Genomic DNA, 26,866 nt, shown 5'->3' on the forward strand with positions numbered 1-26,866 from the left:
AATACGAGAGAGCGGAGGAGCAGAGCGATGCGAGCACTGACCTGGCAGGGCCGTCGGGACGTCCGCGTGGAGACCGTCCCCGACCCTCGGATCGAGAAGCCCGACGACATCATCGTGCGGATCACGTCCACCGGTATCTGTGGTTCGGACCTTCATCTCTACGAGCTCTTCGGCCCCTATCTCGACCCGGGGGACGTCCTGGGCCATGAGCCCATGGGCATCGTCGAGGAGGTCGGACCGCAGGTGCACGCGCTCAAGCCGGGCGACCGTGTGGTCATACCGTTCAACATCTCCTGCCGTGACTGTTTCATGTGCAATCAGGGCCTGCATTCGCAGTGCGAGACGACGCAGGTCAGGGAACGGGGAACCGGCGCCGCCCTGTTCGGGTACACGAAGCTGTACGGGCAGGTGCCGGGCGGACAGGCGGAGTTCCTGCGCGTCCCGTTCGGCAACAAGCTGCCGGTCAAGGTGCCCGAGGGCCCGCCGGACGACCGTTACGTCTATCTGTCCGACGTCCTGCCCACCGCCTGGCAGGCGGTGGAGTACGCGGCGGTTCCCGAGGGCGGAAGCGTGGCGGTCCTGGGGCTCGGCCCCATCGGCGACATGTCCACCCGCGTCGCCCGGCACCGCGGCGCCGGCCTGGTCATCGGCGTGGACCTGGTGGACGAGCGCCTGGAGCGCGCCGCAGCGAACGGAGTCACCTGCTTCGACGTCCGCCGGCACGGAAAGGACCTGACCGAGGCCGTGCAGGACCTCACCGACGGACGGGGACCGGACGCCGTGATCGACGCGGTGGGCATGGAGGCGCACGGGGCGCCCCTGGCGAAGGCGGCACAGTGGGTCACCGGCCACCTGCCCGACGCCGTGGCGCAGCCCCTGATGGAACACGCCGGAGTGGACCGGCTCGGGGCCCTGCACACGGCCATCGACCTGGTGCGCCGGGGCGGCACCCTGTCCGTCTCCGGGGTGTACGGCGGGGCCGCGAGTCCCATGCCGCTGCTGACGATGTTCGACAAGCAGATCCAGGTGCGCATGGGCCAGGCGAACGTATGCCGCTGGGTGGAGGACATCCTCCCCCTGCTCACCGACGAGGATCCGCTCGGCGTCGACACCTTCAAGACCCACGCCATGCCGCTCGAGGACGGCCCCAAGGCCTACGCGATGTTCCAGGCCAAGGAGGACGGGATGGTCAAGACCCTCCTCAATCCCTGACGACGCCCCGACCATGCACGACCGACCGAGCCGGGAGCACCCATGCCCACCAACATGCCCACCAAACTGTCGGCCGACGACCTGAGAGAGATCACCGACCGGCTCACCGCCGAGGCGGACGCGCTGCGCGAGGAGCTCTCGGCGGCCGAGTCGAAGATGCCCGCGCTCTATGCGGACTGTGACCTCGACGCGGCCGACGTCGGCGCGAGGGTGACCGCGCTCGCGGCCCTGCGCGCGGACGCCGAGCGCGCCCGGACGTTGCTGGACCGGATCCTCGCCACCCTGCCCCGGGTGGGGGCGCCCGGCTTCGGCCGGTGCACGGCCTGTGGCGACGTCATCGGCCGCGACCGGCTGCTGGCGGTACCGCACACGGAGGTGTGCATCGCGTGCGCCCGGGCCGGGGCCGGCACGCAGGTGTGAGGGCCGTGGGCCGCCTGGCGCCCGCGTGGCCCGTCAGATGTCCCGCCGGTCCAGGGGCCGTGTGGCCGGGCCCTGCAGTACGCGTCCGTCGAGGCCGAAGCGCGAGCCGTGGCAGGGGCACTCCCATGCCTGTTCCGTGCGGTTGAAGGCGACCAGGCACCCCAGGTGGGTGCAGCGTGCCGACAGGGCGTGCAGTCGGCCGTCCTCGTCGCGGTACACCGCACACGCGTGGGCGCCGACGCGCGTGACCGCGCCGTCTCCCGGGGCGACGCCGTCGGCCGACGGCCCGGTCAGCGGTGCCAGCCGGTCTCCCAGGAAGTGCTGGGCGACCTGTGCCTGATGCCTGAGGAAGGCAGGTGCCTCACGCACCACGGAGCCCACACGGCGCGGGTCGTACAGCTTCGCCCACGGCGGCTCCCGCCCGTCGATCAGTGCGGCGAGCAGCCGCCCCGCCATGATGCCGCCGCTGAGTCCCCAGCCGCCGAAGCCCGTCGCGACATAGGTGTGACGGCTCGCCGCGTGCAGGGGTCCGACGAGGGGCACCGTGTCCGTGGAGTCGTTGTCCTGGGTGGCCCAGCGGTACGTGAAGTCGAGCGGCCCGAAGTGATCGGTGGCCCAGTCGGCGAGGCGGGCGAAGCGCTCCTCACTGTCCGAGGTGCCGGGGGTGAAGTGTTCGCCGGTGAGGATCAGCAGGCGTGAGCCGTCCCGGTAGGGGGCGGTCCGCAGGGAACGCGTGTTCTCTTCGGGGGTGAGGTACATGCCCCGGGGAGCGCGCCAGGATTCGATCGGCGCCGTCAGGACGACCTCGCGGCGCGGGGACAGCCGCGCGAAGAGCATCGCGCGGTCGAAGATCGGATAGTGCGTGGCCACGACCACGTCCGTCGCTGTCACCGTGTGCCCCGCCTCGGTACGCAGCCGACAGGGCTCGCCTTCGTGCAGACCGACCACGCGGGTGCTTTCGTAGAGCTGCCCACCCAGGCGTGTCAGCGCCTCGGCGAGGGCGAGGAGGTACTTGCGCGGATGGAACTGCACCTGGTCGCTCACCCTGACCGCTCCTGTCACGGGGAACGGCAGGTCCGTGTCGGTGACGAAGTCGGCGGGCAGCCCCGCCTCGCGCGCGGCCTCCGCCTCGGCGCGCAGTTCCGGCACACGGTCGTGGTGCAGCGCGTACGTGAACGCCGGCGCGTTCTCCCAGTCGCAGTCGATGCCGAGTTCGTCCACGAGCCCGGCCGCTGCGCGGATCGCCTCCGCCTGGGAGCGGCCGTACAGCTCGGCGCCATCGGCGCCGCGCGTGCGGCGCAGTCGCTGGTAGACGAGGGAGTGCAGTGCGGTGAGCTTGGCCGTCGTGTGTCCGGTGACACCGCCGGCGAGGCCACCGGCCTCCAGCACGGCGACGCCACGGCCGCCCCGCGCCACTTCCCAGGCGGTGCTGAGCCCCGCCATGCCGCCTCCGATCACGGCGACGTCGACGGTGACGTCATCCGTGAGGGCCGGACGGGGGACTCCGGGCGCCGTCTCGATCCAGTACGACTCCTGTGTGCCGGTGTACTCGCTCATGGGGGCCGGGTTCCCCTCGACGGATCCGCGAAGCGCGGACCGGGTCAGGGCAGCGGCCTGCCGCCCGTGGCGTTCAGGATCTCGGCGGTGAGTCGCTCGCGTGCGACGGCTGGCGCCTTTCGGTCCGCGTCCTCGACCGGACGCGTGGTCTCACATGTCTCACAGGCCTCTTCCGCCAGATGGGTGAACAGGACGTCCCTCACGGGCCTGGGCAAGAGCAACGGCACATCCGCGATCGGACTCGCCTCCCGTCACGACAGGCTTACGGTCCGTGAGCAGTCCGCTCGCGCGCTACGTGACCTCTCCGTGGCCCGGTGGCGGTCCAGCCGGGGAGCGGTACGCCCTCAGAGCGCCCGGTACATGATGTGCAGCCCCACCCTGCCGAACCTGGGGTGTTCGTACGCGTCCGGGACCGTACCCAGGATGGTGAAACCCAGGGCCGTCCACAGCTGCACCGCGGGGTTGGTCTCGACGACCGCGTTGAAGACCATGCCGCGGTAGCCATCGGCCTTGGCCGCGGCCAGGATGTGTTCGGCCAGGGCACGCCCGATGCCCAGTCCCGCGTGATCCGGGTCGACCATGAAACCCGCGTTGGCGATGCGGGCGGCGGGACCTGCGTAGTTGGGCGTGACGTAGGCGGAGCCCACGATGGCCCCGGTGTCGTTCTCGGCGACGTACACGTGTTTGGCGGGCGCCATCCACAGGGCGCGGGCCGCCGCCTCGGTGGTGTCCGGGTCCCAGGTGTAGGTCTCGCCGGCGGCGACGATCCGGTGCCAGAAAGGCCAGATGCGCGGCCAGTCGTCGGCCGCGGCTTCTCTGATCAGCATGGGCGCGAGTCTGGCACGCCCATGCCGTCAGCGATCACGACGGGCCCCGCGGGGTCAGTCGACACTCGGCAGGATGTGGGGTTCGGCAAGGTCGTCCTCATAGCCGGCCAGCCGGATGGGGGCGGAGCGGGCCCACACGTCCAGGCTGCCGAGCTTCTTCTCCGTCCGTCGGCCCGCGCGCTCCCCGCGTTCCTTGGGGCGCTGATCGTGATTCGTCTTCTCCGGTGTCACCGCGCACTCCTTATGTGTCGGGTAACCCTAGGGACGTACCGGCCCAGTCTGCCGCTGTGCCCTCGGCGTCCGCTCGGGTCTGAGTCGAAATCTGTTCGGACGCGGTGGCGCCGGCAATGCGTACGAGAGCAGACCGTGGTACCGGGCTGTCCCGGGACGGACCATGGGTGTGGGTGGGACCCCAAAGGCTGTCCGTACCATCCAGATTAACCAAATGAGCGGACGCCCGCTCGATGGGGCTGAAACAACCAGGTAACTGTCTTGAGTCATCAGGCACCCATTCGGCCTTGTTCTCAACCGCTTTGATGGCAATCGCCCCGTTTCACGGCCACCCATTCGGCGCAATGGTCGAACTGCTCACCGGTACCGCAGGTGTGCGGAGCTGAGCACACCGTGCTCAGTTCAAGTCCCGTTGGCTGAGTCGCAAGGTCGCCATGATCTGCTGACGGTCGGCAACGGCTTTTCTCGCGGGAGGACTGACGCATGGAGCTGCGCAGCGTCGAGGAGCTGATGGATCTGCTGCACGCCTGCCGGGGCGCGCGGAACACCCCCCGTGGCAGCGGCGCCCCGGTCGATCTGCACGACCACGCGCTGCAGACCGCCGCCCTGCTGCGCCGAAGTCGTCCCGCGGACAAGGAACTCCAGGTGGCCGGCCTGGTGCACGACATCGGCCACCTGCTCCGGCCCGGCGACGACGCGGGGCACGCCGACCACGCGGCCGACGCGGTGCGGCCGCTGCTGGGCGAACGGGTCTCCCGTCTCGTACGCCTGCACGGGGCCGCGAAGCGTTATCTGGCCGGGGTTTCACCGGGGCGCGCGGCGGCCTGGCACGACGGTCCGATGACACCCGCGGAGGCGGCGGCATTCGAACGCGACCCGCTGGCCGACGACGCGGTCACTCTGCGTCAGGCGGACGAGGCGGCCAAGGTGGCCGGTCTGGACGCCGGGGTGCTGGAGGACTGGCGGACGGTGCTGGAGCTCGTCGCGGCCCGGCAGCCCCGGTTGGGAGCCGTGGACTGAGAAGCCCGCCTGCCGCCCACGCCCTCCTCCCGGTGTGTTCGGCGGAGCGCGACATGCTGCTGCCGGAGTAATGGGCTCGGTGGATCATCCGGCCGTTCACACTGTGCGAAGTGCGCCGCCGACACGGAATCGCTGAGGCACATGGCCGCGGGATCGGCAGGTGGACGACCGGCCACGCCGGGTGGTGCCTGGCCGCGTCCCTGGCCCTTCATCTCCTGGCCGCCGTCCTCTTCTCCCCCGAGCCGTTGGATCTGCGGGTCTACCGCGAGGCATCGCCCCTGGTGCTCTCCGGCGGCCTGTACGGCTACCGGCTGCACACCCACCCGCCGATTCCCGAGTTGCCGTTCACCTATCCACCGTTCGCGGCCCTGGTGTTCCTGCCACTGTCCCAGCTGCCCTGGACGGCCGTGCTGGCCCTGTGGCAGGCAACCTCCGTGGCGGCGCTGGCGGTGATCTGCCACTGCGCCGAGCGGCTCCTGCCCAACCCTCGTGGCCACCCGGCGAAGTCCCGCGTCATGCTGTGGACGGCGGCCGGGCTGTGGCTGGAGCCCGTGCGCCACACCCTGGACCAGGGTCAGGTCAACCTGCTCCTTGCCGCCCTGGTCCTGGCAGCACTGGCGGTGCCGCGGACGGCGGCGGTCCGGGGAACGGCCCTCGGTCTGGCGGCCGCCGTGAAACTGACGCCGGCCTTCGGCCTCCTGTACCTGCTGGCGACCCGGCAATGGCGGGCGGCGGCATGGGCGCTCACCGCCGTGGGCGGCGCCACGGCGCTGGCCTGGGCGATCGCCCCGCGGGAGTCGGAGCGTTACTGGTTCACCCTGGTGACGGACACTCAGCGCATCGGCCCGTCGTGGTCCGTGCGCAACCAGTCCCTGCGCGGCGCGCTCAGCAGACTCCTCGGCCACGACGCCCTCGCCTCGGCGGCGTGGGGGACGGCCCTCGTGCTGGTCACCGTTCTGGCGGCGTGCGCCCTGGGGAACGCCGTGCGGCGACGGGACCTTCTCGGCGTCCTGGTCACCGCCGAGCTGTACGGACTGCTCGTGTCCCCCATCTCGTGGAGCCATCACTGGGTCTGGTGCCTGCCTTCCATGATGTGGCTGGCCCACGGACCGGGCCGGCGCCTGCTGCTCAGCCGCGTCGCGCTGGCGGCCTGGACCCTCACCACGGCCACCCGCCTGGTCCCGCTGCTGATCCGCGTGGAGGACGGCCTGCCGCATCCCGTGCCGTACCCCGCACCGCTGGCCTGGCCCGGCACGGCCTACGCCGCATGCGCCGTGCTGTCCTTCCTCGCCCTGGCCACCAGCGGCGCAGAGGCCTCCGGAAGGCCGGCGGATCAACGGGAACCCGCGGCTTCCGGTTCGTAGAAGCGGGCGCGGACACGGAGCAGCCACGACTCGACCGCCGCCTCGTCCGGCCGCTGCGGCAGCGCACTGCGCGTGTCGTCGAACGACTTCTCGTAGAACCGGAGCAGGGACCGCGCGGCCGTGGCGTCCGCCGCCACGCGCTCGCCGAAGTCGTGGTACTCCTGCGGGTTCTCGACGCGGATCGGGAGATGTCCGGTGGCGTACAGTTCCAGGCCCTGGTGGCACAACCGCTTGAGATGGCGGGCGTGTTTGGCGGTGCGTTTGCGGATGTCCGCGGAGAAGGAGCCGTCGCCGCGGGCCTCGAGCCGCCTGAACTGCTGGGTGGCGTAGCCGAGGTAGGCGTCCCGGACCCGCTGGGCGCACAGGAACGACGTACGGATGCCGGTCAGTTCGTCGCCGAGCGGGGTGCGTACCTCGTACAACTCCGATGGCAGCCAGATGAGTTCCATCGCGGTCGGATTGCCGCCGAGGGCGAGCCGGCACCACTTCGCGGCTTCGTGCAGGGTACGGTCGGGGGCCGTGCTGACGTGGGACTCCTTCGGCCGGTGCAGACCGTGCAGTTTCTCGGTGGGCGCGGCGAACACGCCGAGCCGGTCTACATCGGAACCCTCGTGGGCGAGCCCGTAGGCGGTCGATCCGACGATGCCGGACAGCAGGATGTGGGGGACGGTCACAGTCAGCCGCCTTCCTCGGGTCGAACGATGCCGGGGACGGCTGCGCGCCGGCTGTTCACGGACGGATTCAGCGGGAAGCCGGCCCATGCGCGGCAGGCTAAGCACCCACACGCCGGCACGGCGAACGATTTTTCGCACTGTTGTACGCCGCCGATAACCTGGCCTGCCCCTCGAGCGCCGTCTTTGACCCGAGTCTGTTGCCTGACGGACCGTCATGAGACGGTACGCGCATGACGTCGCCGTACGGGCTCGAGGGCAGGGTCGCCATCGTCACCGGTGGCTCGCGCGGGATCGGGAGAGCCGTGGCGGAGGCACTGGCGCGGGCCGGCGCCCGAGTCTGCCTCACGGCGCGTGATCCCGACTCGGTGCGAGAGGCCGCGCAGGAGCTCGGCGCTGTGGGACTCGCGGGCAGCGTCGCCGATCCGGCCCATCTGCGGGAGGTAACCGAACTCGCTCTGCGCACGTTCGGACGGATCGACGTCCTCGTCAACAACGCCGCGACCAACCAGCCCTACGGCCCCCTGCTGGAAGCCGATCCCGACCGCTGGCGCGAGGCCTTCACCGTCAACGTCGAAGCGCCACTGCGCCTCGTCCAGTGCGTCTGGCGGGCCTGGATGAGCGAGCACGGCGGCACCGTGGTCAACATCTGCACCGAGGGGGCCGGACATACCGGACCGAACGTGGGTGCCTACGGGACCAGCAAGGCGGCGTTGCTCCACCTCACGCGGCAACTCGCGGGCGAACTTGCGCCGAAGGTGCGGGTCAACTCCGTCTCCCCGGGCCTCATCCGCACGGAAATGGCCCGCTTCGTCTGGGAGGGCGGCGAGGACACCATCGCCGCGGGACTGCCACTCGGCCGCATCGGCGAACCCGAGGACATCGCGCGGGCCGTGCTGTGGCTCGCGTCGGACGCGGCCGACTGGGTCACCGGCGCCGACCTGCTGGTCGACGGCGGGACGCGGGTCAGGGCGGCGTACGTCCCGGAGTCCTCGAGTTCCGGGACGTACGCCATTCATCATCGGCTGCGATCAAACGCGCCACGTCACATGTGACATCACGGGCATCACTTCGCTCGTGACGATGCCTCCTTCTCGGTGCGATCGCTCACGGGAACAGCGCGATCCCGACGAGGATCAACAGGACGATGCAGGCGATCAGGCCGGCGGTGGCCCAGGGTCCCCGGTGCTTCAGCGGTTCCGCGAGACTACCGCCGCGCGGCCGGTCTTCCGGCAGGACGGGGTTCGACGGACGGTCGGACTTGTAGAACTGCTCGTCACTCGGATAGACGTTGCGGGGATCGCCGCTGGCGCGTGGATCGATCTCGTGTGGAATGGCCATGAGAACTCACTCCTTGCGCGGTGCTCACGAGAGCCCGAGTTCCCGGCCGGCGCCAGGCCACGCGTCAAGGGTGGCACGTCGCCGCTCTCCGGACCGCTTCCCGGCTCACCACTTTCCGGGCGCGTAGTCCTTCAGGAAGACGCCGTACAGGTCCTCGCCCTGCTCGCCGCGCACAATCGGATCGTATACCCGGGCCGCTCCGTCCACGAGGTCCAGCGGGGCGTGGAAGCCCGCGTCCGCCAGGCGCATCTTGTCCGGGTGCGGGCGCTCGTCGGTGATCCAGCCGGTGTCGACGGCGGTCATCAGGATGCGGTCCTTCTCGAACATCTCGTCGGCGCTGGTGCGGGTGAGCATGTTCAGGGCGGCCTTGGCCATGTTGGTGTGCGGGTGACCGGCGCCCTTGTAGCCGCGGTTGAAGACGCCTTCCATCGCCGAGACGTTCACGATGTACGTGCGCCGGGCCGGGGAGGCGGCCAGCGCGGCCCGCAGGCGGCTGATGAGGATGAAGGGAGCCGTCGAGTTGCACAGCTGCACCTCGAGCAGTTCGACGGGCGTGACTTCCTCCACCGCCTGGATCCAGCTGTTGGTGTCGTGCAGGTCGGGGACGAGTCCGCCGGCGTCGATCGCCGTACCGGCTGCGATGCGCTCCAGGGAGGCCGATCCGGAGACCAGAGCAAGGCCGGTGATGTCCTGGGCGGTCAGCGCACCGCCGCCGGCCACGGGCAGCGCGGCCACGGCACCGGAGCCGAAGGAGCCGATGACCTCGGCGGACGGCAGTGCGCCCGCCGGGAGCGGCGCGGACTCGGCGGTCACCAGTTCGCTGTAGGCCTGCGGCGAGCGGCGCACGGTCTGTGCCGCGTTGTTGATCAGGATGTCCAGCGGGCCTTCGGCGGCCACCGAGTCGGCGAGGGCCACCACCTGGGCCGGGTCGCGCAGGTCGATGCCGACGATCTTCAACCGGTGGATCCACTCGTCGCTGTCGGGCTGGGCCTTGAAGCGGCGGATCGCGTCGTTCGGGAAGCGCGTGGTGATCGTGGTGTGGGCGCCGTCCCGGAGCAGGCGCAGCGCGATGTACATGCCGATCTTGGCGCGCCCGCCGGTGAGCAGGGCACGTTTTCCGTCGAGGTCGGCGCGGGCGTCGCGGCGGGCCCGGTTCTCGCCGGCGCACTTCGGGCACAGCTGGTGGTAGAAGTAGTCGACCTCGACATAGCGGCTCTTGCAGACGTAGCAGGAGCGCGGGCGCTGGAGTATCCCTGCGATCTGGCCTGCCTCGGTGGCCGACGACGGCAGGATGCCCTCGGTCTCGTCGTCGATGCGCTGCGCCGAGCCGGTCGCCGTGGACTCGGTGACCGACTTGTCGTGGGCGGTCTTGGCGGCCCGGCGCTCCTGGCGGCGGCGCTGCTTGACCGTCCGGTAGATGTGCGAGGTGGCGCGGCGCACCCGGACCGCGTCGGGGTGGTCGACGTCCAGCTTGTCGAGCTCCTCGAGCACGCTGAGGCAGACGGCCAGGCGGTCCGGGTCGATGCCGGGCCCGTACGACATCTCGTCCCTGGCCGCCGAGCCGCCGCCCGCCAGGCCGTCCTCTGTCACCGTCATCGCGCTGCCGTTCCTCGCTCACCCGCGCAGCGCTCCGACCGCGCTCGCTTTCGAACGGGGAATTTTACGGAGCGCCGGGCCGGGTCTCCAAACCCGCGATGATCAGCGGCTCGGGGAGCGACCGGCCGACGGCCCGTCCGAGCGGCCTACGGCACGGCTTGCGGCAGCGCGCGAGGAGGCGTGGCCGCCGCCGCAGCGGCCTCCGAGAGCGGCCGTGCGCCTTCACGGCCGCCCTGGCTCGCCCATGGCGAGCCGCTCAGATGCGGCACGCCGCCAGCAGCGTCTCCACCTCGTCCGGCACCGCACGCGCCAGCCGCTCCAGGTCCGGCACCGCCCGGGCGTCGGCGACGAGCCCGTAGTGGACGCGGCCGCGGTAGGTCGAGATCGCCACCGCCAGGGACTGGCCGCGGGCCAGCGGGGCGAGCGGATAGACCTCGGTGAGCGGGTTGCCGCCCAGCTTCAGGCCCAGGCTGGGCAGCGGCACGCTGGTGACCAGGATGTCGAACCAGAGCCGGGCGGCCTGGCTGACCAGCGGCCCGCCCAGCCGGTGGCCCAGCGCCGGCACATGGTCGGCCAGCAGCGCGACGGCACCCGCGCCCCGATTGGGCCCGGCGTCCTTGTTGCGATCCATGGCCGTACGTACCGTCCGCAGCCGCTCCAGCGGGTCCGGGTCGCCCACCGGGAGCCGTATCAGATAACCGGAGAGCCGATTGCCCTGGGGGTGGGCGGTACGCGGGCGGCGGTTGGAGACGGGGATCAGGGCGCGGGGCTCGACGCCCGCGCTTCCGTCGCCGCGTTCGTCGAGCCAGCGGCGCAGGGCACCCGCCACGACCGCGATGAGGACGTCGTTGACGGTGCCGCCCGCCGATTTGCGCACCCGGTGCACATCGTCGAGGTCGACGACGACGCCGGCGGTGCGGCGGGTGCCGCTGGGCTCGGAGACGAGCGCGGACGACGAGCGCATCCCGAGGGTGGACAGGGCGACAGAGGCGCCGATGTCGAGGGCGCGGCCCACGTCGGCGAGCGTGCCGCGCAGGAGGGCCGGGAGTCTGCGCACGTCCGGCAGGAGGCCACGGGCGGGCTCCTGGGGGCGCGGCCGGGGTTGTGGCAGGTCCATCGGGTCCATGACCGCGGCCGCCAGCGTCAGGGCCCGCAGTCCGTCGGCGAGCGCGTGGTGGAACTTGAACAGCACGGCGAAGGACGTGCCGGACTCCCCCGGGAGCACATGCGCCTCCCACGGCGGCCGGCCGCGCTCCAGGGGGCGCTCCATGAGCCGTCCGGCGACCGCGTGGAAGTCGTCGGTGGGGGCGTGCAGCCGTACGTGGTCGAGCGGATCGAAGTCGGGTGCCGGTTCGCGGGCAGCGCCGCCCAGGGCGAGCGGAAGGCGCGCAGCGGCCAGGTCGCGCCGAAGGTGTGCGTCCGGCAGCCAGACGTCGCGGATCCGCATGCGCAGCCCGGGTACCGCGGCGGCGCGGACCGCCAGCAGATCGGCGGCGTGGGCGCCGGCGGTGGGCGAGTTGCATGCGAAGACGCCGAGAGCACCGAGGTGCATCGGGTGCCGGGCGGACTCGATGTTCCAGAACGCCAGGTCGAGTGGTGCGAGCAGGTCAGAAGTCAATGGCTTGCCTCGCGTCGACGATGGGGGAGCAAGAAAGTCAACCCCCGAGAGGCGATTACGGTCAAGTACGATCGAGCTACGCTCAGTTAACAGCAGATTAAGTCCCGCCCCTCTGAAAGGGGCGGGACGCATGAGACACACGAGGTCACTTCAGTGCAGGTGGCGCCGCATCCGGCGCCGTACCCCACCCGGACGGCCGCGCGCCGACCGTGAACTCCAGCGTGCTCGGACGGCGCAACGTGTCGGTCGTGACGTACGTCCGTTCGTAGGCCGTTCCGTTGACGCGCACCCCCTGGATGTACCGCTCGCTGCCGGAGGTGCCGGGCGCGGTGATGGTCACCGAGCCGCCCGGGTAGTACGCCCGGTCCAGGACCAGGTCGACCCGGTCGAAGACGGGCGTGGTCAGTCCCCAGGTGCGGTAGCCGGGCTGCACCGGGAAGATCCCGATCGACGAGAGCACGTTCCAGGCGGACATCGTGCCGAGGTCGTCGTTGCCGGTCATGCCGGTCGGTCCGTCCGTGAACAGGGTCAGCGCCGCGTGCACGACGTCCGTCGTCTTCCACGGCTGCCCGGTCGAGAGGTACGTGTACGGGGCGATGAGATCGGGCTCGTTCTGCGGGTTGTACTTGTCCGCGTTGTAGTAGGCGTACGGTCCGTTCACCCACACCTCGCGCGCGGTCCTGGCCGGGTCCTGGAGCAGTCGGTCGTAGGCGAAGAAGGCGTCGAGCCGGTCGTTGGCCGCCCGGTCGCCGCCGATGAGGCGGACCATGCCGCGCAGGTCCTGCGGCACGAGCCACTGGTACTGCCAGGCCGTGCCCTCGTGGAACCCCACGCTCTTGGCCGGGTCGGCCGGCCCGGCGAAGGCCCCGGAGGCGTCCCGGGCACGGAAGAAGCCGGTCGAGGGGTCGAAGATGTTGCGGTAGTTCCGCGACCGGGCGGCGTAGCGGGCGGCGTCCGCGTGATGTCCCAGGCCGCGTGCCATCTGGGCGAGCATCGCGTCGGACAGTGCGTACTCCAGTGTCACCGACCCGCCGTGGTGGTAGTCGGAGTCGCCGGGCTTGGTGTAAGGGCGCCCCTTGATGTAGGGCGCGAAGCCGTTCGCGATGTACTCCCGGTTGGCCTCCCGGCCCACGTACATGGTGTCGGCGGGCGGGACGCCGTCGGCGTTCTTCTTCAGCGCGCGGTAGGCCCGTTCCTCGTACCCCTTGAGCAGTCCCTGCTGGTAGGCGTGAGTGAGGTACGGGGTGACCGGGTCACCGCTCATGATGTTCGTCTCGACCGTGCCGTAGCCCCACTTGGGCAGCCAGCCGCCCTCCTCGTCGATCTTGAGCACGGAGATCGCCATGTCGCGCGCCTCACGCGGCGCGAGCAGGGACAGGAGCTGGGACTGGGTCCGGTAGGTGTCCCACAGGGACCAGTTCTGGTAGTACGTGAACCCCTTGGCGCGGTGGATCCGCTGGTCCCAGCCCCTGTAGCGGCCGTCGGCGTCGCTGCCGATGTTCGGCGCCAGGAAGGACCGGTACAGGGACGAGTAGAAGGTGGTGTGCAGGGTGGGGCTGCCGCCCCGCACCCGGACGTCGTCGAGGCGGTCCTCCCAGGCTCGCCGTGCGGCCTCCCGTACCTCCGCGAACGAACCGGCGTTCCTTGCACCGAGATTGACATCCGCGCCGCGCGCGTCGACGTACGACAGCGCAGTGGTCGCCTCCACCGTGCGGTCCTTCGTCGTGTCGAACGTGACGTAGGCGCCGTTGCGCCCGGGACCCGACGACTTCGCCGCACCCGGGGTGATCGAGTCCTGGTACCACGTGCCGTGCGCGGTGAAAGGCCGGTTGAAACGGGTGACCGTGTAGACCGTGTAGGGCCGGGTGGAACGGCAGAAGCCGCTGCCCGTGATCTGGGTGCGCACGGTGCGGTCGTCGAGGACCTCGACCTTGGAGGAGACGTTCTTGTGCAGCGACTGGCCAGCGTTGAGCAGCACGTTGGCCTTGGCGGTGGCCGGGAACGTGTAGCGCTGTACGCCGGTGCGCGCGGTCGCCGTCAGTTCGGCCTGGATTCCGCTGTCGAGGCCGACCCGGTAGTAGCCGGGACTCGCCTGCTCGTTGTCATGGCTGAACGTGGCCGCGTACTTGGCGTAGTCCGTCTCGGTGACGTCCCCGGTCGTCGGCAGCACCGGCAGGTCCCCTCCGATGGCGCAGCCGACGCCGGAGAGATGGACCAGGGAGAAACCGCGGATCCGGTGCCGGGTGTAGTCGTAGCCGGTTCTGTGCCCGGTGTCCGGCGAGAACTGCACCATGCCGAAGGGTACGGCGGCGCCAGGGAAGGTGTTGCCTTCGTTCTGGGTGCCGATGAAGGGGTTGACCAGGTCGGTGAGCCTGCCGACCGGCGGCTGGGCGGCGTGGGTGGCCGGCAGGGAGAACAGGGCCGAGGCCGCAACTGCGCCCGCGGCGGCGAGGCGCAGGCGCCGGGTCCATCTCATCTCGGAAGACCTCCGAAGGATCGACATCGTTGTCCCACATGGTGGTGGCGGTATGTCGGTTTCCTGAGGAACCGGAGGCGTTGACCGGGGGCGCGTCGCGTAGAGAACGCTGTGGGACGCACAGCACGAAGAGTTGTGTGAGGCGGCGAGGATCAGCAGCAGCCTTGCCCGGGGGCGACGTCGTAACTCGCTTGTCGTGGTGTCTTCGTGAAGCGGATGGTTTCGGCGTGGGCGCAGACCGGTTGGTCGATCCGATGATCGACCTGGCCGGGCCCGCACATCCGACGGCCCGGATCCTCTGCGCGGCCGGCGCCGGGCGCGCGCCCTGGTGGTGGAGGGTGCACGGTTGCGTCGGCCATGGCCACGACCCGCTTTCGTCTTCTGCCCCCCTGTGCCGTTTGCGGCGCGCCGAGGCAGGCCCGCGCTTCCGGGCCGGTCGGCTTGTGCTTACCGGTGACGATAGGCGCCCTGGCGTGGACCCCGCCTGCCGCGAGCGCCATTCGGGTGGCCGTGCCGGATCCTGCGAGTCCACCGTCGCGGAGGTCCTACCGCGCCTTCCGGAAAGCTCGCGGCCCGGCTGAGGGCGGCTACGACACGTGCTGCCCCTTGCCCAGCGCGATCACCCCGCCCTTCGACACCGTGTACAGATCCGAGTCCCGCTCCGGGTTGACGCCGATCGTCGCGCCCGGCGGCACCTCGACGTTCTTGTCGAGGACGGCGCCGCGTACGATCGCGCCCCGCCCGACGTGCACGTTGTCGTGCAGAACCGAACCCTGGACGACCGCTCCCGGGTCCACCACGACACCCGGTGACAGGACCGACCGCGTCACCTGCCCCCGGATCAGGCACCCGGCGCTGATGATGGACTCGCTGGCGATGCCGCCCGCGTTGAAGCGGGCCGGTGAGAGCTGGCCGGAGTGGGTGTAGATCGGCCAGCTGCGGTTGAAGAGGTTGAACGCCGGTCGCTCCGCGATCAGGTCCATGTGCGCCTCGTAGTACGCGTCCAGTGTGCCGACGTCCCGCCAGTAGCCCCGGTCGCGGCTGGTCTCGCCGGGCACGTGGTTGGCGCTGAAGTCGTACAGCTGGGCCTCGCCGCGGTCGGTGAGGGCGGGCAGGATCGAACCGCCCATGTCATGCACCGAGTTGGGGTCCTCGGCGTCCCGCTGAAGCGCCTCGATCAGCGCCTTGGTGGTGAAGATGTAGTTGCCCATCGAGGCGAAGACGCACTCGGGGTCGTCCGGCAGCCCGGGCGGATCGGCGGGCTTCTCCAGGAAGCGCTCCACGGTCTGGCCGTCCGACCCGGGGCTGATCACCCCGAAGGACGAGGACTCGCCGCGCGGCACGCGTATCCCCGCGACGGTCACACCCGCGCCGCTGTCGATGTGCTGGGCGAGCATCTGGCGCGGGTCCATGCGGTAGACGTGGTCGGCGCCGAACACCGCCACGTACTCGGGCCGTTCGTCGTAGATCAGGTTCAGCGACTGCAGGATCGCGTCGGCGCTGCCCAGGTACCAGCGCGGACCGAGGCGCTGCTGCGCCGGAACCGGCGTGATGTAGTTGCCGAGCAGGCTGGACATCCGCCACGTCGTGGTGATGTGCCGGTCCAGCGAGTGCGACTTGTACTGCGTGAGCACGCAGATGCGCAGGATGTCGCCGTTGACGAGGTTGGAGAGGACGAAGTCGACGAGGCGGTAGGTACCGCCGAAGGTCACGGCTGGTTTCGCGCGGTCCGCGGTCAGCGGCATCAACCGCTTCCCCTCGCCACCAGCCAGTACGATTCCCAGCACCGAAGGTCCACCCCGCCGCATGCCGCCGCCCCTCTACGCCCGGTTGTGCTGCACTCTGGTCATTGACTACCCCTGTTCGAGGACTTTCTCGTACAGGCGAACCGTGCGGCGGGCCACCGTGTCCCAGCCGAACTCCCCTACCGCGCGCTCCCGGCCGGCCTCGCCCATGCGCTTCGCCGCCACCGGATCGGCGAGGACGGAGTCGAGAGCGCGTGCGAGGTGCTCCTCGAAGTCGTCGCCCACGTCGACCAGCAGACCGGTGCGACCGTCGTCCACGACCTCGGGGATACCGCCGGTGCGCGAGGCCACCACGGCCGTACCGCACGCCATGGCCTCGAGGTTGACGATGCCGAGCGGTTCGTACACCGACGGGCAGGCGAACACGGCGGCGTGCGTGAGGAGCTGGATCACCTCCGGACGCGGCAGCATCTTCGGGATCCAGTGCACGCCCTCGCGGCTCCTGCTCAACTCCTCGAACAGGTCCCGGAACTCGCGGTCGATCTCGGCCGTGTCGGGGGCGCCCGCACACAGCACGACCTGGGCCTCGGGATCGATGTGCCGCACCGCGCGCAGCAGATGCGGCACGCCCTTCTGGCGGGTGATACGGCCGACGAACAGGACGTACGGGCGGCCCGGGTCGAGGCCGAGGCGGGCGAGGACGTCGGTGTCGTGGTCGGGTTGGTACAGCGAGGCGTCGATGCCGTTGTGCACGACGTGGACCCGCGCGGGGTCGAGCGCCGGGTAGCAGCCGATGATGTCGTCGCGCATGGCCCCGGAGACGGCGATCACGGCGTCCGCGGCCTCGATCGCGGTGCGCTCGGCCCAGCTGGAGAGGGCGTATCCGCCGCCGAGCTGCTCCGCCTTCCAGGGACGCAGCGGCTCCAGAGAATGGGCGGTCATCACATGCGGAATGCCGTACAGCAGTTTGCCCAGGTGGCCGGCGAGATTGGCGTACCAGGTGTGCGAGTGGACCAGTTCGCGCCCCTGGAGGGCGGCGGCGATGGAAAGGTCCACGGAGAAGGTACGCAGCGCGTCGTTCGCGGTGTCGAGGACCGGCCACGGCCGGTGACGTATGACACCGCCCGCCCCGCCCTCGCCCCAGCAGTGCACGTCCAGGTCCGTGAGGGAGCGCAACTCCCGTGCCAGGAACTCGACATGAACGCCCGCGCCGCCGTACACGTCCGGCGGGTACTCCCGGGTCAGAAGCCCCACACGCACCCGGAACCCCCTGTCTCAGCGGCTGGTTCCCACATGGTCACCCAGATACGGCGGTTGCGGAAGACCACCCGTGTATCAGCCTCGGCCCGGCGGTCGGTCGAAGCAGCAGTCGCCGCACAGTCCGCCGCCGGGCAGCCGGTAGTACAGGCAGCAGCTGCGCCGCCGGCCGGTGGCCGGGTCGAGGGTTCCGGCCAGGTCGGGGTGCGCGAGCAGCGCGGCGCCCAGCGCGCGGGCCCGCTCCGCCACGTCCGTACGGCCGCACGCCCGCGCCCAGTGGTCGATCATGCGCACACTGCCCGCGAGGGCGGACCCCGCGTTGCCCCACAGCAGCGGTGCGGAGAGGCGGTGGCGCGAGCTCAGGGCGGCGGCGAGCGGGACGAGGTGTCCCTCGCGTACGACCGCGTCGAGCGACTCGACGGACAGCGGGCGTACTTCGCTGAGCCACAGGTCGTCCGCTGCGCTGCCGTCCGGATCCCAGCGCAGTATCCGGGGATCGAGGTCGGGCACCCGCTCGTACAGCGCGGCGCAGCCGACGGCGACCGACCAGAGCCGGGCCACCAGGCCCTGGTGGGCGATGGAGGCGGCGACCCGGATTTCGGGCGCACGAAGACTCCGGGCGACCTTGCGGACGCGGAAAGTCAGCGGATCACCGTGAATATCGGAGGGGGCGTCGGATGCGACGGGCGCGTACGCCTGTGCGAGGGTCGGCAGCGCGCCACGCGGCGGTGCTCCGGTGCGTAGTACGAAAAAGCCGCCGAGGGCATCCAGCGCGGACAGTTCGGGGTCGAGGTCCACGAAGGTCAGTAGTACCAAGGCCCCTAGGTGCTCTCACCAGGGGGGACGCACCCGGTGTCACCCCTCTTGGGGAGGAGAGAAACGAGATCGTACTCCATCGGCAGTATGACCCAATGCGTGCTCAGGTACGACGACGGGAAGAGCTTCGCGCGGCATCGTGTTCACCATGGAAGCCGACCGTTCGCCGCGCCGGGCCCCCCGTCCCGGCCCCACGCAGAGGAGCCGCTGATGAGCGCCCTCGCGTTGTCCGTGCTGCTGTCGCTCGTTTCCGCCGTTGCGTACGCGGGTGGGGCGATCGTGCAGGAGCGGGTCGCCGTGTCCTCGCCGGGTCAGCCGTACGCGCCACTGCGCCGGCCGGTCTGGTGGGCCGCCGTCGCACTGAACGGTCTCGGCGGGCTGCTGCACGTGGCGGCGCTCGCGTACGGTCCTTTGAGCCTGGTCCAGCCGCTGGGCGCGCTGACCATCGTGTTCGCGCTGCCGATGGCGGCCCTGTTCGTCGGCCGCCGGGCCGGCGCGACCGCCTGGCGGGGCGCCGTCATGGCGACCGTGGGCCTGGCGGGTCTGTTGTCCCTGGTCGGCGCCTCCGACGCGCAGACCCTGAGCGGCGCCCAGCGTGTGATGGTGGCCCTGGTCACCGCCGGGGGCGTGCTGGCGCTGATGGTCGCGGCCCGTGCGGCGCACCGTCATCCGGCGGTGCGCAGTGTGCTGTTGGCCGTCGCGTCCGGTGTCGCGTTCGGCATGTCGTCGGTGTTCACGAAGACGGTCGCGGTGGACTGGTCGGGTGGCGTCTCCCTGGCGGATGTGCCGAGTCTGGCGGTGATAGGCGTGTTCGCGACGGCCGGCATGCTGCTGTCGCAGGCGTCCTACCGGGGCGCGGGCCTCGCGGCGCCGCTCGCCACGCTCACGGTGGTGAACCCGGTGGTGGCGGCCGCGGTCGGCATCACCATGTTCGGGGAGACCTTCCGCTACGACACGATGGGCACCGTGCTCGCCCTCGGCTGCGGTGTGGTGGCCTCGGGCGGCCTGATCCTGCTGACCACGGAGCGGATCAGCGGCGAGCAGCGTGCGCCGAAGGCCGTCGAGCCCGTCCCGGCCACGACGCTCGCGGAGCCGGAGCCGCTCCTGGAGCTGCTCGCCTCGCTGCCCGCGCAGGCGCCCGTACCGGCCGCGGAGAACGTGTTCCTGCCCCCACCGGTCCAGGAGGTCCAGGAAGGCACGTACGGGGCCTGGGAGCCGACGCCCCACGGCGAGCCGTCCTGCCCCTACGCCCCCTTCTACGGCGGCCCGTTCGTGCCGGTGCCTGCCGTGGACCGGCGCAACCCGCGCGTCAAATCCTGACCGGCACCGCGTGGTCGCGACGGTCCCGGGCCCCGAGGGGAACCCGCTGCGGTCATGGCGGACGCGGGCGCCGCGTCGTGATCGAGTGCCGACGCCACCACGACAGGCACCGAGGCCCGACCGGACGACCCCCGCCGTCATGGCTGGCGCCCGGTCGCGACCGCACCGCTCAGCACCGCCACGGCAGGCGCCCCATCCCGGCCCGCCGACGACGTCACCACGGCAGGCACCGGAACCCGGCCGCATTCCGTCGACCTGCAGGCGCCGAAGCCTCACCGGCTCCCGCCGCCGTGGCGGGTGCCGAGTCCCGGCTGGGTCGCCGTCCCCGTGGGCGTCAGATCCTGACGCCGCCCGCCCGGAGATAGGCGACCGGGTCGATGTCACTGCCGAACCCGGGCCCCGTCCGCACCTCGAAGTGCAGATGCGGGCCCGTGCTGTTGCCCGTGGAGCCCGACCGGCCGATGCGTTGGCCCGCCCCCACGCTCTGCCCGTCCTTCACGGAGATCGCGGACAGATGGGCGTACTGCGTGTAGCGGCCGTCGGCGTGCCGGATGACCACCTGGTAGCCGAAGGAGCCGCCCCAGCCCGCGCTGACAACGTGCCCGGCCGCCACCGCCTTCACGGAGGTACCAGTGGGCACGGGGAAGTCGACGCCCGTGTGATAGCCCTTCGACCATTCCGAACCGGCGGCGTGGTACGGCGTCCCCAGGGCCGCGTTGACCGGGGCGGCCATGGCGTGGATGGTGACGGTGCGCTCGGAAGTGGTCTTGCCGGTGGACGACTTGTGGGGCCGCGGCGGCGCCGGCTCCCGGTGTGCGGGGGACGTGGCCCGCAGGTTCAACCGCTGGCCGGGCAGGATCAGGTCCGGGTCGGCGCCGACGGTGCCGCGGTTGGCCGCGTACAAACGCTGCCAACCGCCCTGGACGTGGTGGGTGTCGGCGATGCCGGAGAGCGTGTCGCCGCGCACCACCGTGTACATCTCGGCGGTGCCCGCCTGCGACTGCGGCGTGGTCTGCGGTTTCACGTCGCGGACGGAACGCTTGGCGCTGCGCGTCGTCGTGCCGGAGGTGTCGAGGCCGGGGGTGGCGCCGCCGCGGTCGAGACCGGCCCGGACGGAGCAGACCGGCCAGGCGCCGGGGCCCTGGCCCTTGAGGACCTTCTCGGCCACGGCGATCTGCTGGTCCCTGGTGGCGAGATCCGCCCGCCGGGCGTACGCCGTGCCCCCGTAGGCCTCCCACGTGGACTGGGTGAACTGCAGACCGCCGTAGTAGCCGTTGCCCGTGTTGATGCTCCAGTTGTCGCTCGCCTCGCAGGCGGCGACCTTGTTCCAGGTGTCCACGTCGGCCGCGTGCGCGAGGCCGGTGCCGATGAGCGGGATCGCGATGCCGGCGCCGCCCGCCGTGACGGTGAGCGAGGCCCGGTTGATCCTTGTCGGCTGATACCGGCGGTGCCGGCCGCGTACGGCCATGGAGACCCCCTCGACATGCGTCAGGAGGGGCAAAACTAAGGGCTGCGAACAGGCCATGACAAGACGGCAATCGGCCGCTCCGACGCGCCAACTGACCAGTGATCGCCCTTTCTTGCCCCGGCAGGCGCGGGCGGCTGAGTCGGGCGGAAGCGGTATGCGTACCCCTCACCGGGACACGCGGATGTGCGGTGGCCGTACCGGCACGTCAGGATGGTCACCGGGCGATACTGACGAGCACGACCGGCACCACCCCTTGAGGATGTCTGCAGGACCGAACCGGCACCGCCGATTCCAGGACCTTTAGGAGCCAACCGTCATGACAACTTCAGCCCAGATCGGCGTCACGGGTCTCGCGGTCATGGGCCGCAACCTCGCCCGCAACTTCGCCCGCAACGGCTATACGGTCGCCCTGCACAACCGGACCGCGTCACGGACGCACGACCTCGTGAAGGAATTCGGACATGAGGGCGACTTCGCCCCGACCGAGACTCCGGAGGAGTTCGTGGCGGCGCTGGAGCGGCCCCGGCGCCTGATGATCATGGTGAAGGCGGGTGCGCCGACCGACGCGGTGATCGAGGAGTTCGCCCCGCTCCTGGAGCCCGGCGATATGATCATCGACGGCGGCAACGCGCACTTCGCGGACACCCGCCGCCGGGAGAAGGAGCTGCGCGAGCAGGGCATCCACTTCGTCGGCACCGGCGTCTCGGGCGGCGAGGAGGGCGCGCTGCACGGGCCGAGCATCATGCCGGGCGGCTCGAAGGAGTCGTACGAAACCCTCGGCCCGATGCTGGAGAAGATCTCCGCGAAGGCGAAGGACGGCGCGCCATGCGTGACGCACGTCGGGGCCGATGGTGCCGGCCACTTCGTGAAGATGGTCCACAACGGCATCGAGTACGCCGACATGCAGCTGATCGGCGAGGCGTACCAGCTGCTGCGCGACGTCGCCGGCTACTCCCCCGCGCAGATCGCGGAGATCTTCCGCACCTGGAACACCGGCCGCCTGGACTCGTACCTGATCGAGATCACGGCAGAGGTGCTCTCCCACGTGGACGCGGCGACGGGCAAGCCGTTCGTGGACGTGGTCCAGGACCAGGCCGAGCAGAAGGGCACCGGCCGCTGGACCGTGCAGATCGCGCTCGACCTCGGGGTGCCGGTGTCGGGCATCGCGGAGGCCGTCTTCGCCCGGTCGCTGTCCGGGCACACGGCGCTGCGCGAGGCCTCGCGGGGCCTGGCCGGGCCGAAGGCCGAGCCGCTGGGCGAGGCTGAGGCGGGGGCCTTCGCGGACCGCGTGGAGCAGGCGCTGTACGCATCGAAGATCGTGTCCTACACGCAGGGCTTCCACGAGATCGCCGCGGGCAGCGATGAGTACGACTGGAGCATCGACCTCGGCAAGGTCGCCTCCATCTGGCGCGGGGGCTGCATCATCCGCGCGGCCTTCCTGGACCGCATCCGCGCCGCGTACGACGCCCGCCCGGACCTGCCGAGCCTGCTGTCGGACGAGACCTTCGCCCAGGAGATCGCGTCGGCGCAGGACGACTGGCGCGAGGTCCTCGTCGCCGCGACCCGCCAGGGGGTCCCGGCGCCCGGTTTCTCCGCCGCGCTCGCCTACTACGACGCCCTGCGCGCCGAGCGGCTGCCCGCCGCGCTCACCCAGGGGCAGCGTGACTTCTTCGGGGCGCACACGTACCGGCGGACGGACGGCGAGGGCTCGTTCCACACGCTGTGGGGCGGGGACCGGTCCGAGGTCAAGGCGTAGCGGTCGCGCGTACGGCATGACGGTGGCCCGGCGTGGAGGCATTCCTCCGCGCCGGGCCTCTTCTGTTTCCCGCAGGAACGTCCGCCTTCCCGCCGGAGCCGCCCTCACTTCAGGGGAGGCCCCGGTTCGGGCCGGGGAACGGGGTCCGGTCCCGGCGGCTCGGGGATCGGGGAAGGGGGCGGCTCGGGTGTGGGCCGGGGCTCCGGGCCGGGCACGGGTTCGGGGCCGGGCTGCGGACGGTCGGGCCCCGGTCCGGGCGGCATCGGCCCCGGTGGCGGCGTGGGAGACGGTCCGGGGGGCACGGGTTCAGGTCCGGGCGGTACCGGTTCCGGGCCCGGCGCGGGGCCCGGTTCGGGGGTCGGATCCGGTCCCGGCGTCGGTCCCGGTCCCGGCGTCGGTCCCGGTCCGGGCGGCGGTCCCGGCCGTGCGGGATCGGGGAACGGATGCGTCATGGTGTCCTCCAGCCATTCGATACATCGGCCATGGACTTGTCCCCCGGGTACCCGGGGCCCCAGCGGACACTCGCCCCCTCGCGGGACGGCGGGGCGCCCAAGGGGGTCACGGCCCGCCGGGACGACCAGGGAGCGAGCGGGTCATTGCCCCAGGGGACGGTCGGAGCACGAGGCGGGCCGCACTCCACCGGGACCACCTGCCCACCCGACGAGCCACACACCATCAGAGGCAGCCAGCCCACCGACGAGCCACACACCACAGGAGACAGCCGCCGAGCGGCAAGGCAGGCGGGCATGACTGGCCGGGTACGGCCGGCTATCCGCGGCCGCGAGTCGCTGCTGCGGCCGCCGCCGCGAGCCCGGGGCCGGGGCTCGACAGGACCGGGACGGCGGTCCTGGCCAGGGACCGCGCCGGGGCCATGGACGCCTGAGCCAGGACGATCACGTCGGCGCCGGTGACCGTGTCGGCGGCGTCAGCCACCAGGCGGACGTATCCGTCGGCGTCGCCCGCCTCGAAACGGTCCCACGCGCCCTCGACGACCAGGGTGCGCACTTCGATCGCCCGCCCCGCCGCCTCCTCCCGGATCAGGGCGGCGGTCGGCTCCAGAGTGCTCTCCAGCGCGGCGATGACGACCACGCGGGGGCCGGCCGCCACCGCGGCGGCGGCCATCGGCCGGTCCACGCGCAGCACAGGCACACCCACGCGCACACGCTCGGAAACCGCACCGATCGTCGAGCAAGTGCAGAGCACGGCGCGCGCACCCGCCGCGACGGCCTTGCCGAGAAGCTCCCGGAGGTCGTCGGCCACGGCGTCCGGACCCTGCGCGCGGGCACGGTCCAGCAGCTCCTGGGCAACGAGGTGCGTCAGTTCGAGCCCAGGGTGGGACCGGTCGCGCAAGGCCTCGAAGACGGGAACGTGGACGGGTGAGGTGTGCAGCAGGGCGAGGGGGCCTCGGGTCGTGCCGTCGCTCACGGGCATGCCCCGATCCGCCGGTCAGCCCGTGACGGCCTGCGGGCTGCGCTGCTGCTCGGAGCCCGGTACCGGCGCGGACGGGTCCGCACCCACGGCCACGATCCGGTTGTCACCGTCCACGTGCACGACGCGCGGCCGCAGGGTCCGCGCCTCGGCGTCGGTAACCTGGGCGTAGCTGATGATGATCACCAGGTCGCCGGGATGGACGAGATGGGCCGCGGCCCCGTTGATGCCGATGACGCCGGAGCCCCGCTCCCCCGCGATGACATAAGTCTCCAGCCGGGACCCGTTGGTGACGTCGACGATGTGGACGAGCTCCCCGGGCAGCAGATCGGCGGCGTCGAGGAGGTCGGCGTCAATCGTCACCGATCCGACGTAGTGCAGGTCGGCCTGGGTGACGGTGGCGCGGTGGATCTTGGACTTGAACATCGTACGAAACACGTAGAAACTCCCGATTTCTCTGCTCCCTGCCTGCTTTTTGCAGGTCAAGGGCGATGTTCGGAGGCTACATCGTTTCGCATGTGTGGTCAGCTGTCGCCGGGTGTTTGAGGACTCACACTGACCTGTTGCTGACTTTCCTGACGGCGCGCCAGTCGCATGGGCAGATGTGTGACGTGCAACCGTCCAACCTCACCATTGCGCAAGCAGCACATCGTCATGAGTTCTCGCGCATGCTCATCGTCAGCGACAGTCAGCGCCATCTACTGAGTTCCGCAACCGACCCCGTGCATCTGCAACTCGTTTCCGAAACGCTCGACGATCACTGGTCTGAACGCGCAAGGGCGCGGGAACAGTTCGAGCAGCCACTTGCGCAGCGATAGCCTGCGTCACCATGACGCGAGCTTGGTTCCTGCCCCTGATGCTCGTGCTGTGCGGCTCAGCCGTTGCGACCGGTCTGGCCCTCAGGAAGGAACCCGGCTCAGCCTTGGCATTCCTGCTGGTGTTCGTGATGCTCGCCTTCGTGAACTCCCCCCTGATCTTCCCGAGGCCGATCGGTGCGGTGGAGGCACAACGCCGCAGCGCGGTCGACGGCCGGCCGGTCGTCTACTGGCGGCCGGGCTGCACGTACTGCCTGCGGCTACGCATGCGGCTGGGCCGCACCGCTCACCGGTTGCACTGGGTCGACATCTGGCGCGACCCGGCCGGGGCAGCAGCAGTACGGGCAGCCAACGACGGCAACGAGACCGTGCCGACCGTCGTCGTGGGAGGCCGGCCCCACACCAACCCTGATCCCGCATGGGTGCGCGAACAGCTCTCCACTGCCCCCTGACCTGATCATCCGAACCGCAGCTCGCCTGGCATGTCATCTGTCAATGCCGCTCTTCGCCATGTGGCCTTCCGAACCGGGCCGAACCGGGGGCCGGGCTCGGCGAGGCTGGCGCATCATGCCGTCGCACCACCCCGCTGGGTGTCGGCGCGCTCCCACTCCAGCGCCCACTGTCTCATCCGGTGCCGTCCCCAAAGAGCGCGTACGGCTCGTGCGAAACCCCAGACCGCGCCTCCCGCGAGCATGGCCGCGCCCGCGCCGATGAGAGAGGACTTCAGCACCGCGTCCGATCGGCCCAGAGGCTGGGACGCCAGGTCCCCCCGGGCACTGGTCCATAGCCGCACGCGTGTCCCTACAGGAGTGTGCGCGGGCACCGCGGCCCGGCCGGTGCGCATCCGGCCGTCTGGCGTCGTCCATCGGACCGTCGCGCTGGCGTTGGTGCGCACGTCCGCGTGCGTGGCAGCCGCTTCCCTGGCGCGCTCCAGGAGGACCGCCACGACCTGTCGGCGGCTGGAGCGGTCCTCTTCGAAGCCCTGGTCGGCGGCCACCGCGGCCACCATGCCCGCGGTCGCGCCACCCAGCACGCCCACGACCCACGCGACGAGTAGCAGCCACGCCTCGATCAGATCACTGGTCCGTCGAAGCGGACTGCGCCGCCACCGCCACAGCCTCCTGCGGAGCGTCCCGCGCCGTCCCCACCTCGTTGCCATGAGCGGACACCCCCCTTACGAGCACCAGCGCCCTTCCGTGGTGTTGTCCGGAACCGTAAGGAAACCGGCCGCTGATCGAAAGACCTGGGCAGCGGTTATCGCTGCGAACTGCCCATCTCCGCGGTGAAGAGCACCGGGTCACTCTCGAAGCCCCGGATCATCTCGCGCATACCCCACACCCCAGATGCACTTCGGGTGAACTCGGCAACCGTCGCAGCCGTGGCATCGGCGACCTGTGAGAAGTCGTCCGCCAGCAACTGCTGGTATCCCTGGACAACGACCACCCCGGCGTGGGAGATCTCCCCGAACCTGCGGGGTGTACCGTCCTGGTGGATGGCCACCCCGACCACCACACGCCCGTACACGGGCGCCAGCCGGTCGAACTCCAGGACCATCGCCTCGACGAACCCGAAACCCATGCCGGTCTGGCTGTGCCGGGTCATGTTGATGGTGCCGTCCGGCGACCGGCTGTCGTAGTGCACGACATAGACCGGCCGCCCGTAGGGATCGTCTGCCGAGTAGGTCGCGGCGATGATATCGAGATGCCGGGGTGTTTCCCCGAGAGGGCTCGGGTCCCACTTGAGCCGTACCTCGACCTTGCCCAGGCCATTGCCCGCACCACTCACCTTGCCGGTTCCCCTCAGGATCACCGCGAGACTTTCCCGCACGGTCAAGTGAGGGGCCTCGCGTTTTTCGGACAGGGTCTGGCCGAGCAATTCATGCCGTGAGTTGCAATTCCTGGAACTCGGCGTGCACTTCGCCCGGGGGG

At 70.9% G+C, this 26,866-nt stretch carries 25 protein-coding genes; 9 read left to right on the forward strand and 16 right to left on the reverse strand.

Going from position 1 to position 26,866, the window contains the following annotated elements:
• Nucleotides 1–27 precede the first annotated feature (27 nt).
• Together ACZ3TS_RS34515 and ACZ3TS_RS34520 are read left to right on the forward strand one after the other, a co-directional pair.
• The gene (locus ACZ3TS_RS34515; RefSeq protein WP_467625734.1) at nucleotides 28–1,212 is read left to right on the forward strand and encodes an alcohol dehydrogenase catalytic domain-containing protein; all 1,185 of its coding nucleotides are present in this window, start codon (nucleotides 28–30) and stop codon (nucleotides 1,210–1,212) included.
• A 42-nt stretch (nucleotides 1,213–1,254) separates the two neighbouring features.
• Entirely contained in the window at nucleotides 1,255–1,632 is a 378-nt protein-coding gene (locus tag ACZ3TS_RS34520; RefSeq protein ID WP_467625736.1) for a TraR/DksA family transcriptional regulator, read from the forward strand.
• A 33-nt stretch (nucleotides 1,633–1,665) separates the two neighbouring features.
• Here ACZ3TS_RS34520 and ACZ3TS_RS34525 read toward each other — a convergent pair whose 3' ends face one another.
• The 3 genes from ACZ3TS_RS34525 to ACZ3TS_RS34535 form a co-directional block, all read right to left on the reverse strand.
• On the reverse strand, nucleotides 1,666–3,189 hold the full coding sequence (locus ACZ3TS_RS34525) for an FAD-dependent oxidoreductase (protein WP_467625737.1): 1,524 nt from the start codon (nucleotides 3,187–3,189) through the stop codon (nucleotides 1,666–1,668).
• A 344-nt stretch (nucleotides 3,190–3,533) separates the two neighbouring features.
• Nucleotides 3,534–4,016, reverse strand: coding sequence for a GNAT family N-acetyltransferase (locus tag ACZ3TS_RS34530; RefSeq protein ID WP_467625738.1), 483 nt, complete (start codon nucleotides 4,014–4,016; stop codon nucleotides 3,534–3,536).
• 54 nt (nucleotides 4,017–4,070) lie between these two features.
• Nucleotides 4,071–4,247 carry a hypothetical protein gene (locus ACZ3TS_RS34535; RefSeq protein WP_467625739.1) on the reverse strand — a complete coding sequence of 59 codons (177 nt, stop codon included), beginning with the start codon at nucleotides 4,245–4,247 and terminating at the stop codon, nucleotides 4,071–4,073.
• A gap of 483 nt (nucleotides 4,248–4,730) precedes the next feature.
• Here ACZ3TS_RS34535 and ACZ3TS_RS34540 point away from each other — a divergent pair, with 483 nt between their 5' ends.
• Both ACZ3TS_RS34540 and ACZ3TS_RS34545 read left to right on the forward strand, forming a co-directional pair.
• Nucleotides 4,731–5,267 (forward strand): HD domain-containing protein, encoded by a 537-nt coding sequence (locus tag ACZ3TS_RS34540; protein WP_467625740.1) that lies wholly within the window; start codon nucleotides 4,731–4,733, stop codon nucleotides 5,265–5,267.
• A 110-nt stretch (nucleotides 5,268–5,377) separates the two neighbouring features.
• Nucleotides 5,378–6,631 (forward strand): glycosyltransferase 87 family protein, encoded by a 1,254-nt coding sequence (locus ACZ3TS_RS34545; RefSeq protein ID WP_467625742.1) that lies wholly within the window; start codon nucleotides 5,378–5,380, stop codon nucleotides 6,629–6,631.
• Here the strand turns inward: ACZ3TS_RS34545 and ACZ3TS_RS34550 are convergent.
• Nucleotides 6,601–7,305 carry a nucleotidyltransferase domain-containing protein gene (locus ACZ3TS_RS34550; RefSeq protein ID WP_467625743.1) on the reverse strand — a complete coding sequence of 235 codons (705 nt, stop codon included), beginning with the start codon at nucleotides 7,303–7,305 and terminating at the stop codon, nucleotides 6,601–6,603. The genes ACZ3TS_RS34545 and ACZ3TS_RS34550 overlap by 31 nt on opposite strands.
• Nucleotides 7,306–7,535: 230 nt before the next feature.
• On the opposite strand from ACZ3TS_RS34550, the gene ACZ3TS_RS34555 reads away from it, so the two are divergent.
• On the forward strand, nucleotides 7,536–8,357 hold the full coding sequence (locus ACZ3TS_RS34555; protein WP_467625745.1) for an SDR family oxidoreductase: 822 nt from the start codon (nucleotides 7,536–7,538) through the stop codon (nucleotides 8,355–8,357).
• Between the two features lie 52 nt (nucleotides 8,358–8,409).
• Here the strand turns inward: ACZ3TS_RS34555 and ACZ3TS_RS34560 are convergent, their stop codons facing one another.
• The 7 genes from ACZ3TS_RS34560 to ACZ3TS_RS34590 all read right to left on the reverse strand — a co-directional run bounded on the left by ACZ3TS_RS34560 (nucleotide 8,410) and on the right by ACZ3TS_RS34590 (nucleotide 18,151).
• A complete protein-coding gene (locus tag ACZ3TS_RS34560; protein WP_467625746.1) occupies nucleotides 8,410–8,643 on the reverse strand; it encodes a hypothetical protein in 234 nt (77 codons plus the stop codon).
• A gap of 105 nt (nucleotides 8,644–8,748) precedes the next feature.
• Nucleotides 8,749–10,239 carry an SDR family NAD(P)-dependent oxidoreductase gene (locus ACZ3TS_RS34565; protein ID WP_467625747.1) on the reverse strand — a complete coding sequence of 497 codons (1,491 nt, stop codon included), beginning with the start codon at nucleotides 10,237–10,239 and terminating at the stop codon, nucleotides 8,749–8,751.
• Nucleotides 10,240–10,495: 256 nt separating this feature from the next.
• Nucleotides 10,496–11,857, reverse strand: a complete 1,362-nt coding sequence (locus tag ACZ3TS_RS34570; protein ID WP_467625749.1) for a wax ester/triacylglycerol synthase family O-acyltransferase — start codon at nucleotides 11,855–11,857, stop codon at nucleotides 10,496–10,498.
• Between the two features lie 145 nt (nucleotides 11,858–12,002).
• Nucleotides 12,003–14,333, reverse strand: coding sequence for a GH92 family glycosyl hydrolase (locus ACZ3TS_RS34575; RefSeq protein WP_467625750.1), 2,331 nt, complete (start codon nucleotides 14,331–14,333; stop codon nucleotides 12,003–12,005).
• A 587-nt stretch (nucleotides 14,334–14,920) separates the two neighbouring features.
• Nucleotides 14,921–16,141, reverse strand: coding sequence for a glucose-1-phosphate adenylyltransferase (gene glgC / locus ACZ3TS_RS34580; RefSeq protein ID WP_467625752.1), 1,221 nt, complete (start codon nucleotides 16,139–16,141; stop codon nucleotides 14,921–14,923).
• A gap of 45 nt (nucleotides 16,142–16,186) precedes the next feature.
• Nucleotides 16,187–17,338, reverse strand: a complete 1,152-nt coding sequence (gene glgA, locus ACZ3TS_RS34585; protein ID WP_467625753.1) for a glycogen synthase — start codon at nucleotides 17,336–17,338, stop codon at nucleotides 16,187–16,189.
• A 75-nt stretch (nucleotides 17,339–17,413) separates the two neighbouring features.
• Nucleotides 17,414–18,151, reverse strand: a complete 738-nt coding sequence (locus tag ACZ3TS_RS34590) for a (2Fe-2S)-binding protein (RefSeq protein WP_467625755.1) — start codon at nucleotides 18,149–18,151, stop codon at nucleotides 17,414–17,416.
• 210 nt (nucleotides 18,152–18,361) lie between these two features.
• Here ACZ3TS_RS34590 and ACZ3TS_RS34595 point away from each other — a divergent pair, with 210 nt between their 5' ends.
• Nucleotides 18,362–19,471 (forward strand): DMT family transporter, encoded by a 1,110-nt coding sequence (locus tag ACZ3TS_RS34595; RefSeq protein WP_467625756.1) that lies wholly within the window; start codon nucleotides 18,362–18,364, stop codon nucleotides 19,469–19,471.
• Nucleotides 19,472–19,805: 334 nt separating this feature from the next.
• Here ACZ3TS_RS34595 and ACZ3TS_RS34600 read toward each other — a convergent pair whose 3' ends face one another.
• Nucleotides 19,806–20,939 (reverse strand): transglycosylase family protein, encoded by a 1,134-nt coding sequence (locus ACZ3TS_RS34600; protein ID WP_467625758.1) that lies wholly within the window; start codon nucleotides 20,937–20,939, stop codon nucleotides 19,806–19,808.
• Between the two features lie 316 nt (nucleotides 20,940–21,255).
• Between ACZ3TS_RS34600 and gndA the strand changes: the two genes are divergently transcribed.
• Nucleotides 21,256–22,695: an NADP-dependent phosphogluconate dehydrogenase gene (gndA, locus tag ACZ3TS_RS34605; protein WP_467625759.1), complete on the forward strand. Its 1,440-nt coding sequence runs from the start codon at nucleotides 21,256–21,258 to the stop codon at nucleotides 22,693–22,695.
• 768 nt (nucleotides 22,696–23,463) lie between these two features.
• On the opposite strand, the gene ACZ3TS_RS34610 is transcribed toward gndA, so the two are convergent.
• Both ACZ3TS_RS34610 and panD read right to left on the reverse strand, forming a co-directional pair.
• Entirely contained in the window at nucleotides 23,464–24,126 is a 663-nt protein-coding gene (locus ACZ3TS_RS34610; RefSeq protein WP_467625760.1) for an aspartate/glutamate racemase family protein, read from the reverse strand.
• 15 nt (nucleotides 24,127–24,141) lie between these two features.
• Nucleotides 24,142–24,561 carry an aspartate 1-decarboxylase gene (gene panD / locus ACZ3TS_RS34615; RefSeq protein ID WP_467625762.1) on the reverse strand — a complete coding sequence of 140 codons (420 nt, stop codon included), beginning with the start codon at nucleotides 24,559–24,561 and terminating at the stop codon, nucleotides 24,142–24,144.
• A 125-nt stretch (nucleotides 24,562–24,686) separates the two neighbouring features.
• Between panD and ACZ3TS_RS34620 the strand changes: the two genes are divergently transcribed.
• Nucleotides 24,687–24,941 carry a hypothetical protein gene (locus tag ACZ3TS_RS34620; protein ID WP_467625763.1) on the forward strand — a complete coding sequence of 85 codons (255 nt, stop codon included), beginning with the start codon at nucleotides 24,687–24,689 and terminating at the stop codon, nucleotides 24,939–24,941.
• Nucleotides 24,942–24,952: 11 nt separating this feature from the next.
• Entirely contained in the window at nucleotides 24,953–25,390 is a 438-nt protein-coding gene (locus ACZ3TS_RS34625; protein ID WP_467625764.1) for a glutaredoxin domain-containing protein, read from the forward strand.
• Between the two features lie 113 nt (nucleotides 25,391–25,503).
• On the opposite strand, the gene ACZ3TS_RS34630 is transcribed toward ACZ3TS_RS34625, so the two are convergent.
• Entirely contained in the window at nucleotides 25,504–26,097 is a 594-nt protein-coding gene (locus ACZ3TS_RS34630; protein WP_467625766.1) for an Rv1733c family protein, read from the reverse strand.
• Nucleotides 26,098–26,192: 95 nt separating this feature from the next.
• Nucleotides 26,193–26,747, reverse strand: a complete 555-nt coding sequence (locus tag ACZ3TS_RS34635) for a TerD family protein (RefSeq protein ID WP_467625767.1) — start codon at nucleotides 26,745–26,747, stop codon at nucleotides 26,193–26,195.
• Nucleotides 26,748–26,866 lie beyond the last annotated feature (119 nt).

The organism is Streptomyces sp. NPDC022910 (genome assembly GCF_055561075.1).

Excerpts from the sequence above, each read along its gene's own strand:
- ACZ3TS_RS34515 (WP_467625734.1), top strand. The coding sequence starts at position 28 with ATGCGAGCACTGACCTGGCAGGGCCGTCGGGACGTCCGCGTGGAGACC.
- ACZ3TS_RS34520 (WP_467625736.1), top strand. The coding sequence starts at position 1,255 with ATGCCCACCAACATGCCCACCAAACTGTCGGCCGACGACCTGAGAGAG.
- ACZ3TS_RS34525 (WP_467625737.1), bottom strand. The coding sequence starts at position 3,189 with ATGAGCGAGTACACCGGCACACAGGAGTCGTACTGGATCGAGACGGCG.
- ACZ3TS_RS34530 (WP_467625738.1), bottom strand. The coding sequence starts at position 4,016 with ATGCTGATCAGAGAAGCCGCGGCCGACGACTGGCCGCGCATCTGGCCT.
- ACZ3TS_RS34540 (WP_467625740.1), top strand. The coding sequence starts at position 4,731 with ATGGAGCTGCGCAGCGTCGAGGAGCTGATGGATCTGCTGCACGCCTGC.
- ACZ3TS_RS34555 (WP_467625745.1), top strand. The coding sequence starts at position 7,536 with ATGACGTCGCCGTACGGGCTCGAGGGCAGGGTCGCCATCGTCACCGGT.
- ACZ3TS_RS34560 (WP_467625746.1), bottom strand. The coding sequence starts at position 8,643 with ATGGCCATTCCACACGAGATCGATCCACGCGCCAGCGGCGATCCCCGC.
- ACZ3TS_RS34565 (WP_467625747.1), bottom strand. The coding sequence starts at position 10,239 with ATGACGGTGACAGAGGACGGCCTGGCGGGCGGCGGCTCGGCGGCCAGG.
- ACZ3TS_RS34575 (WP_467625750.1), bottom strand. The coding sequence starts at position 14,333 with ATGAGATGGACCCGGCGCCTGCGCCTCGCCGCCGCGGGCGCAGTTGCG.
- glgC (WP_467625752.1), bottom strand. The coding sequence starts at position 16,141 with ATGCGGCGGGGTGGACCTTCGGTGCTGGGAATCGTACTGGCTGGTGGC.
- ACZ3TS_RS34595 (WP_467625756.1), top strand. The coding sequence starts at position 18,362 with ATGAGCGCCCTCGCGTTGTCCGTGCTGCTGTCGCTCGTTTCCGCCGTT.
- ACZ3TS_RS34600 (WP_467625758.1), bottom strand. The coding sequence starts at position 20,939 with ATGGCCGTACGCGGCCGGCACCGCCGGTATCAGCCGACAAGGATCAAC.
- gndA (WP_467625759.1), top strand. The coding sequence starts at position 21,256 with ATGACAACTTCAGCCCAGATCGGCGTCACGGGTCTCGCGGTCATGGGC.
- ACZ3TS_RS34610 (WP_467625760.1), bottom strand. The coding sequence starts at position 24,126 with ATGCCCGTGAGCGACGGCACGACCCGAGGCCCCCTCGCCCTGCTGCAC.
- ACZ3TS_RS34625 (WP_467625764.1), top strand. The coding sequence starts at position 24,953 with ATGACGCGAGCTTGGTTCCTGCCCCTGATGCTCGTGCTGTGCGGCTCA.
- ACZ3TS_RS34630 (WP_467625766.1), bottom strand. The coding sequence starts at position 26,097 with ATGGCAACGAGGTGGGGACGGCGCGGGACGCTCCGCAGGAGGCTGTGG.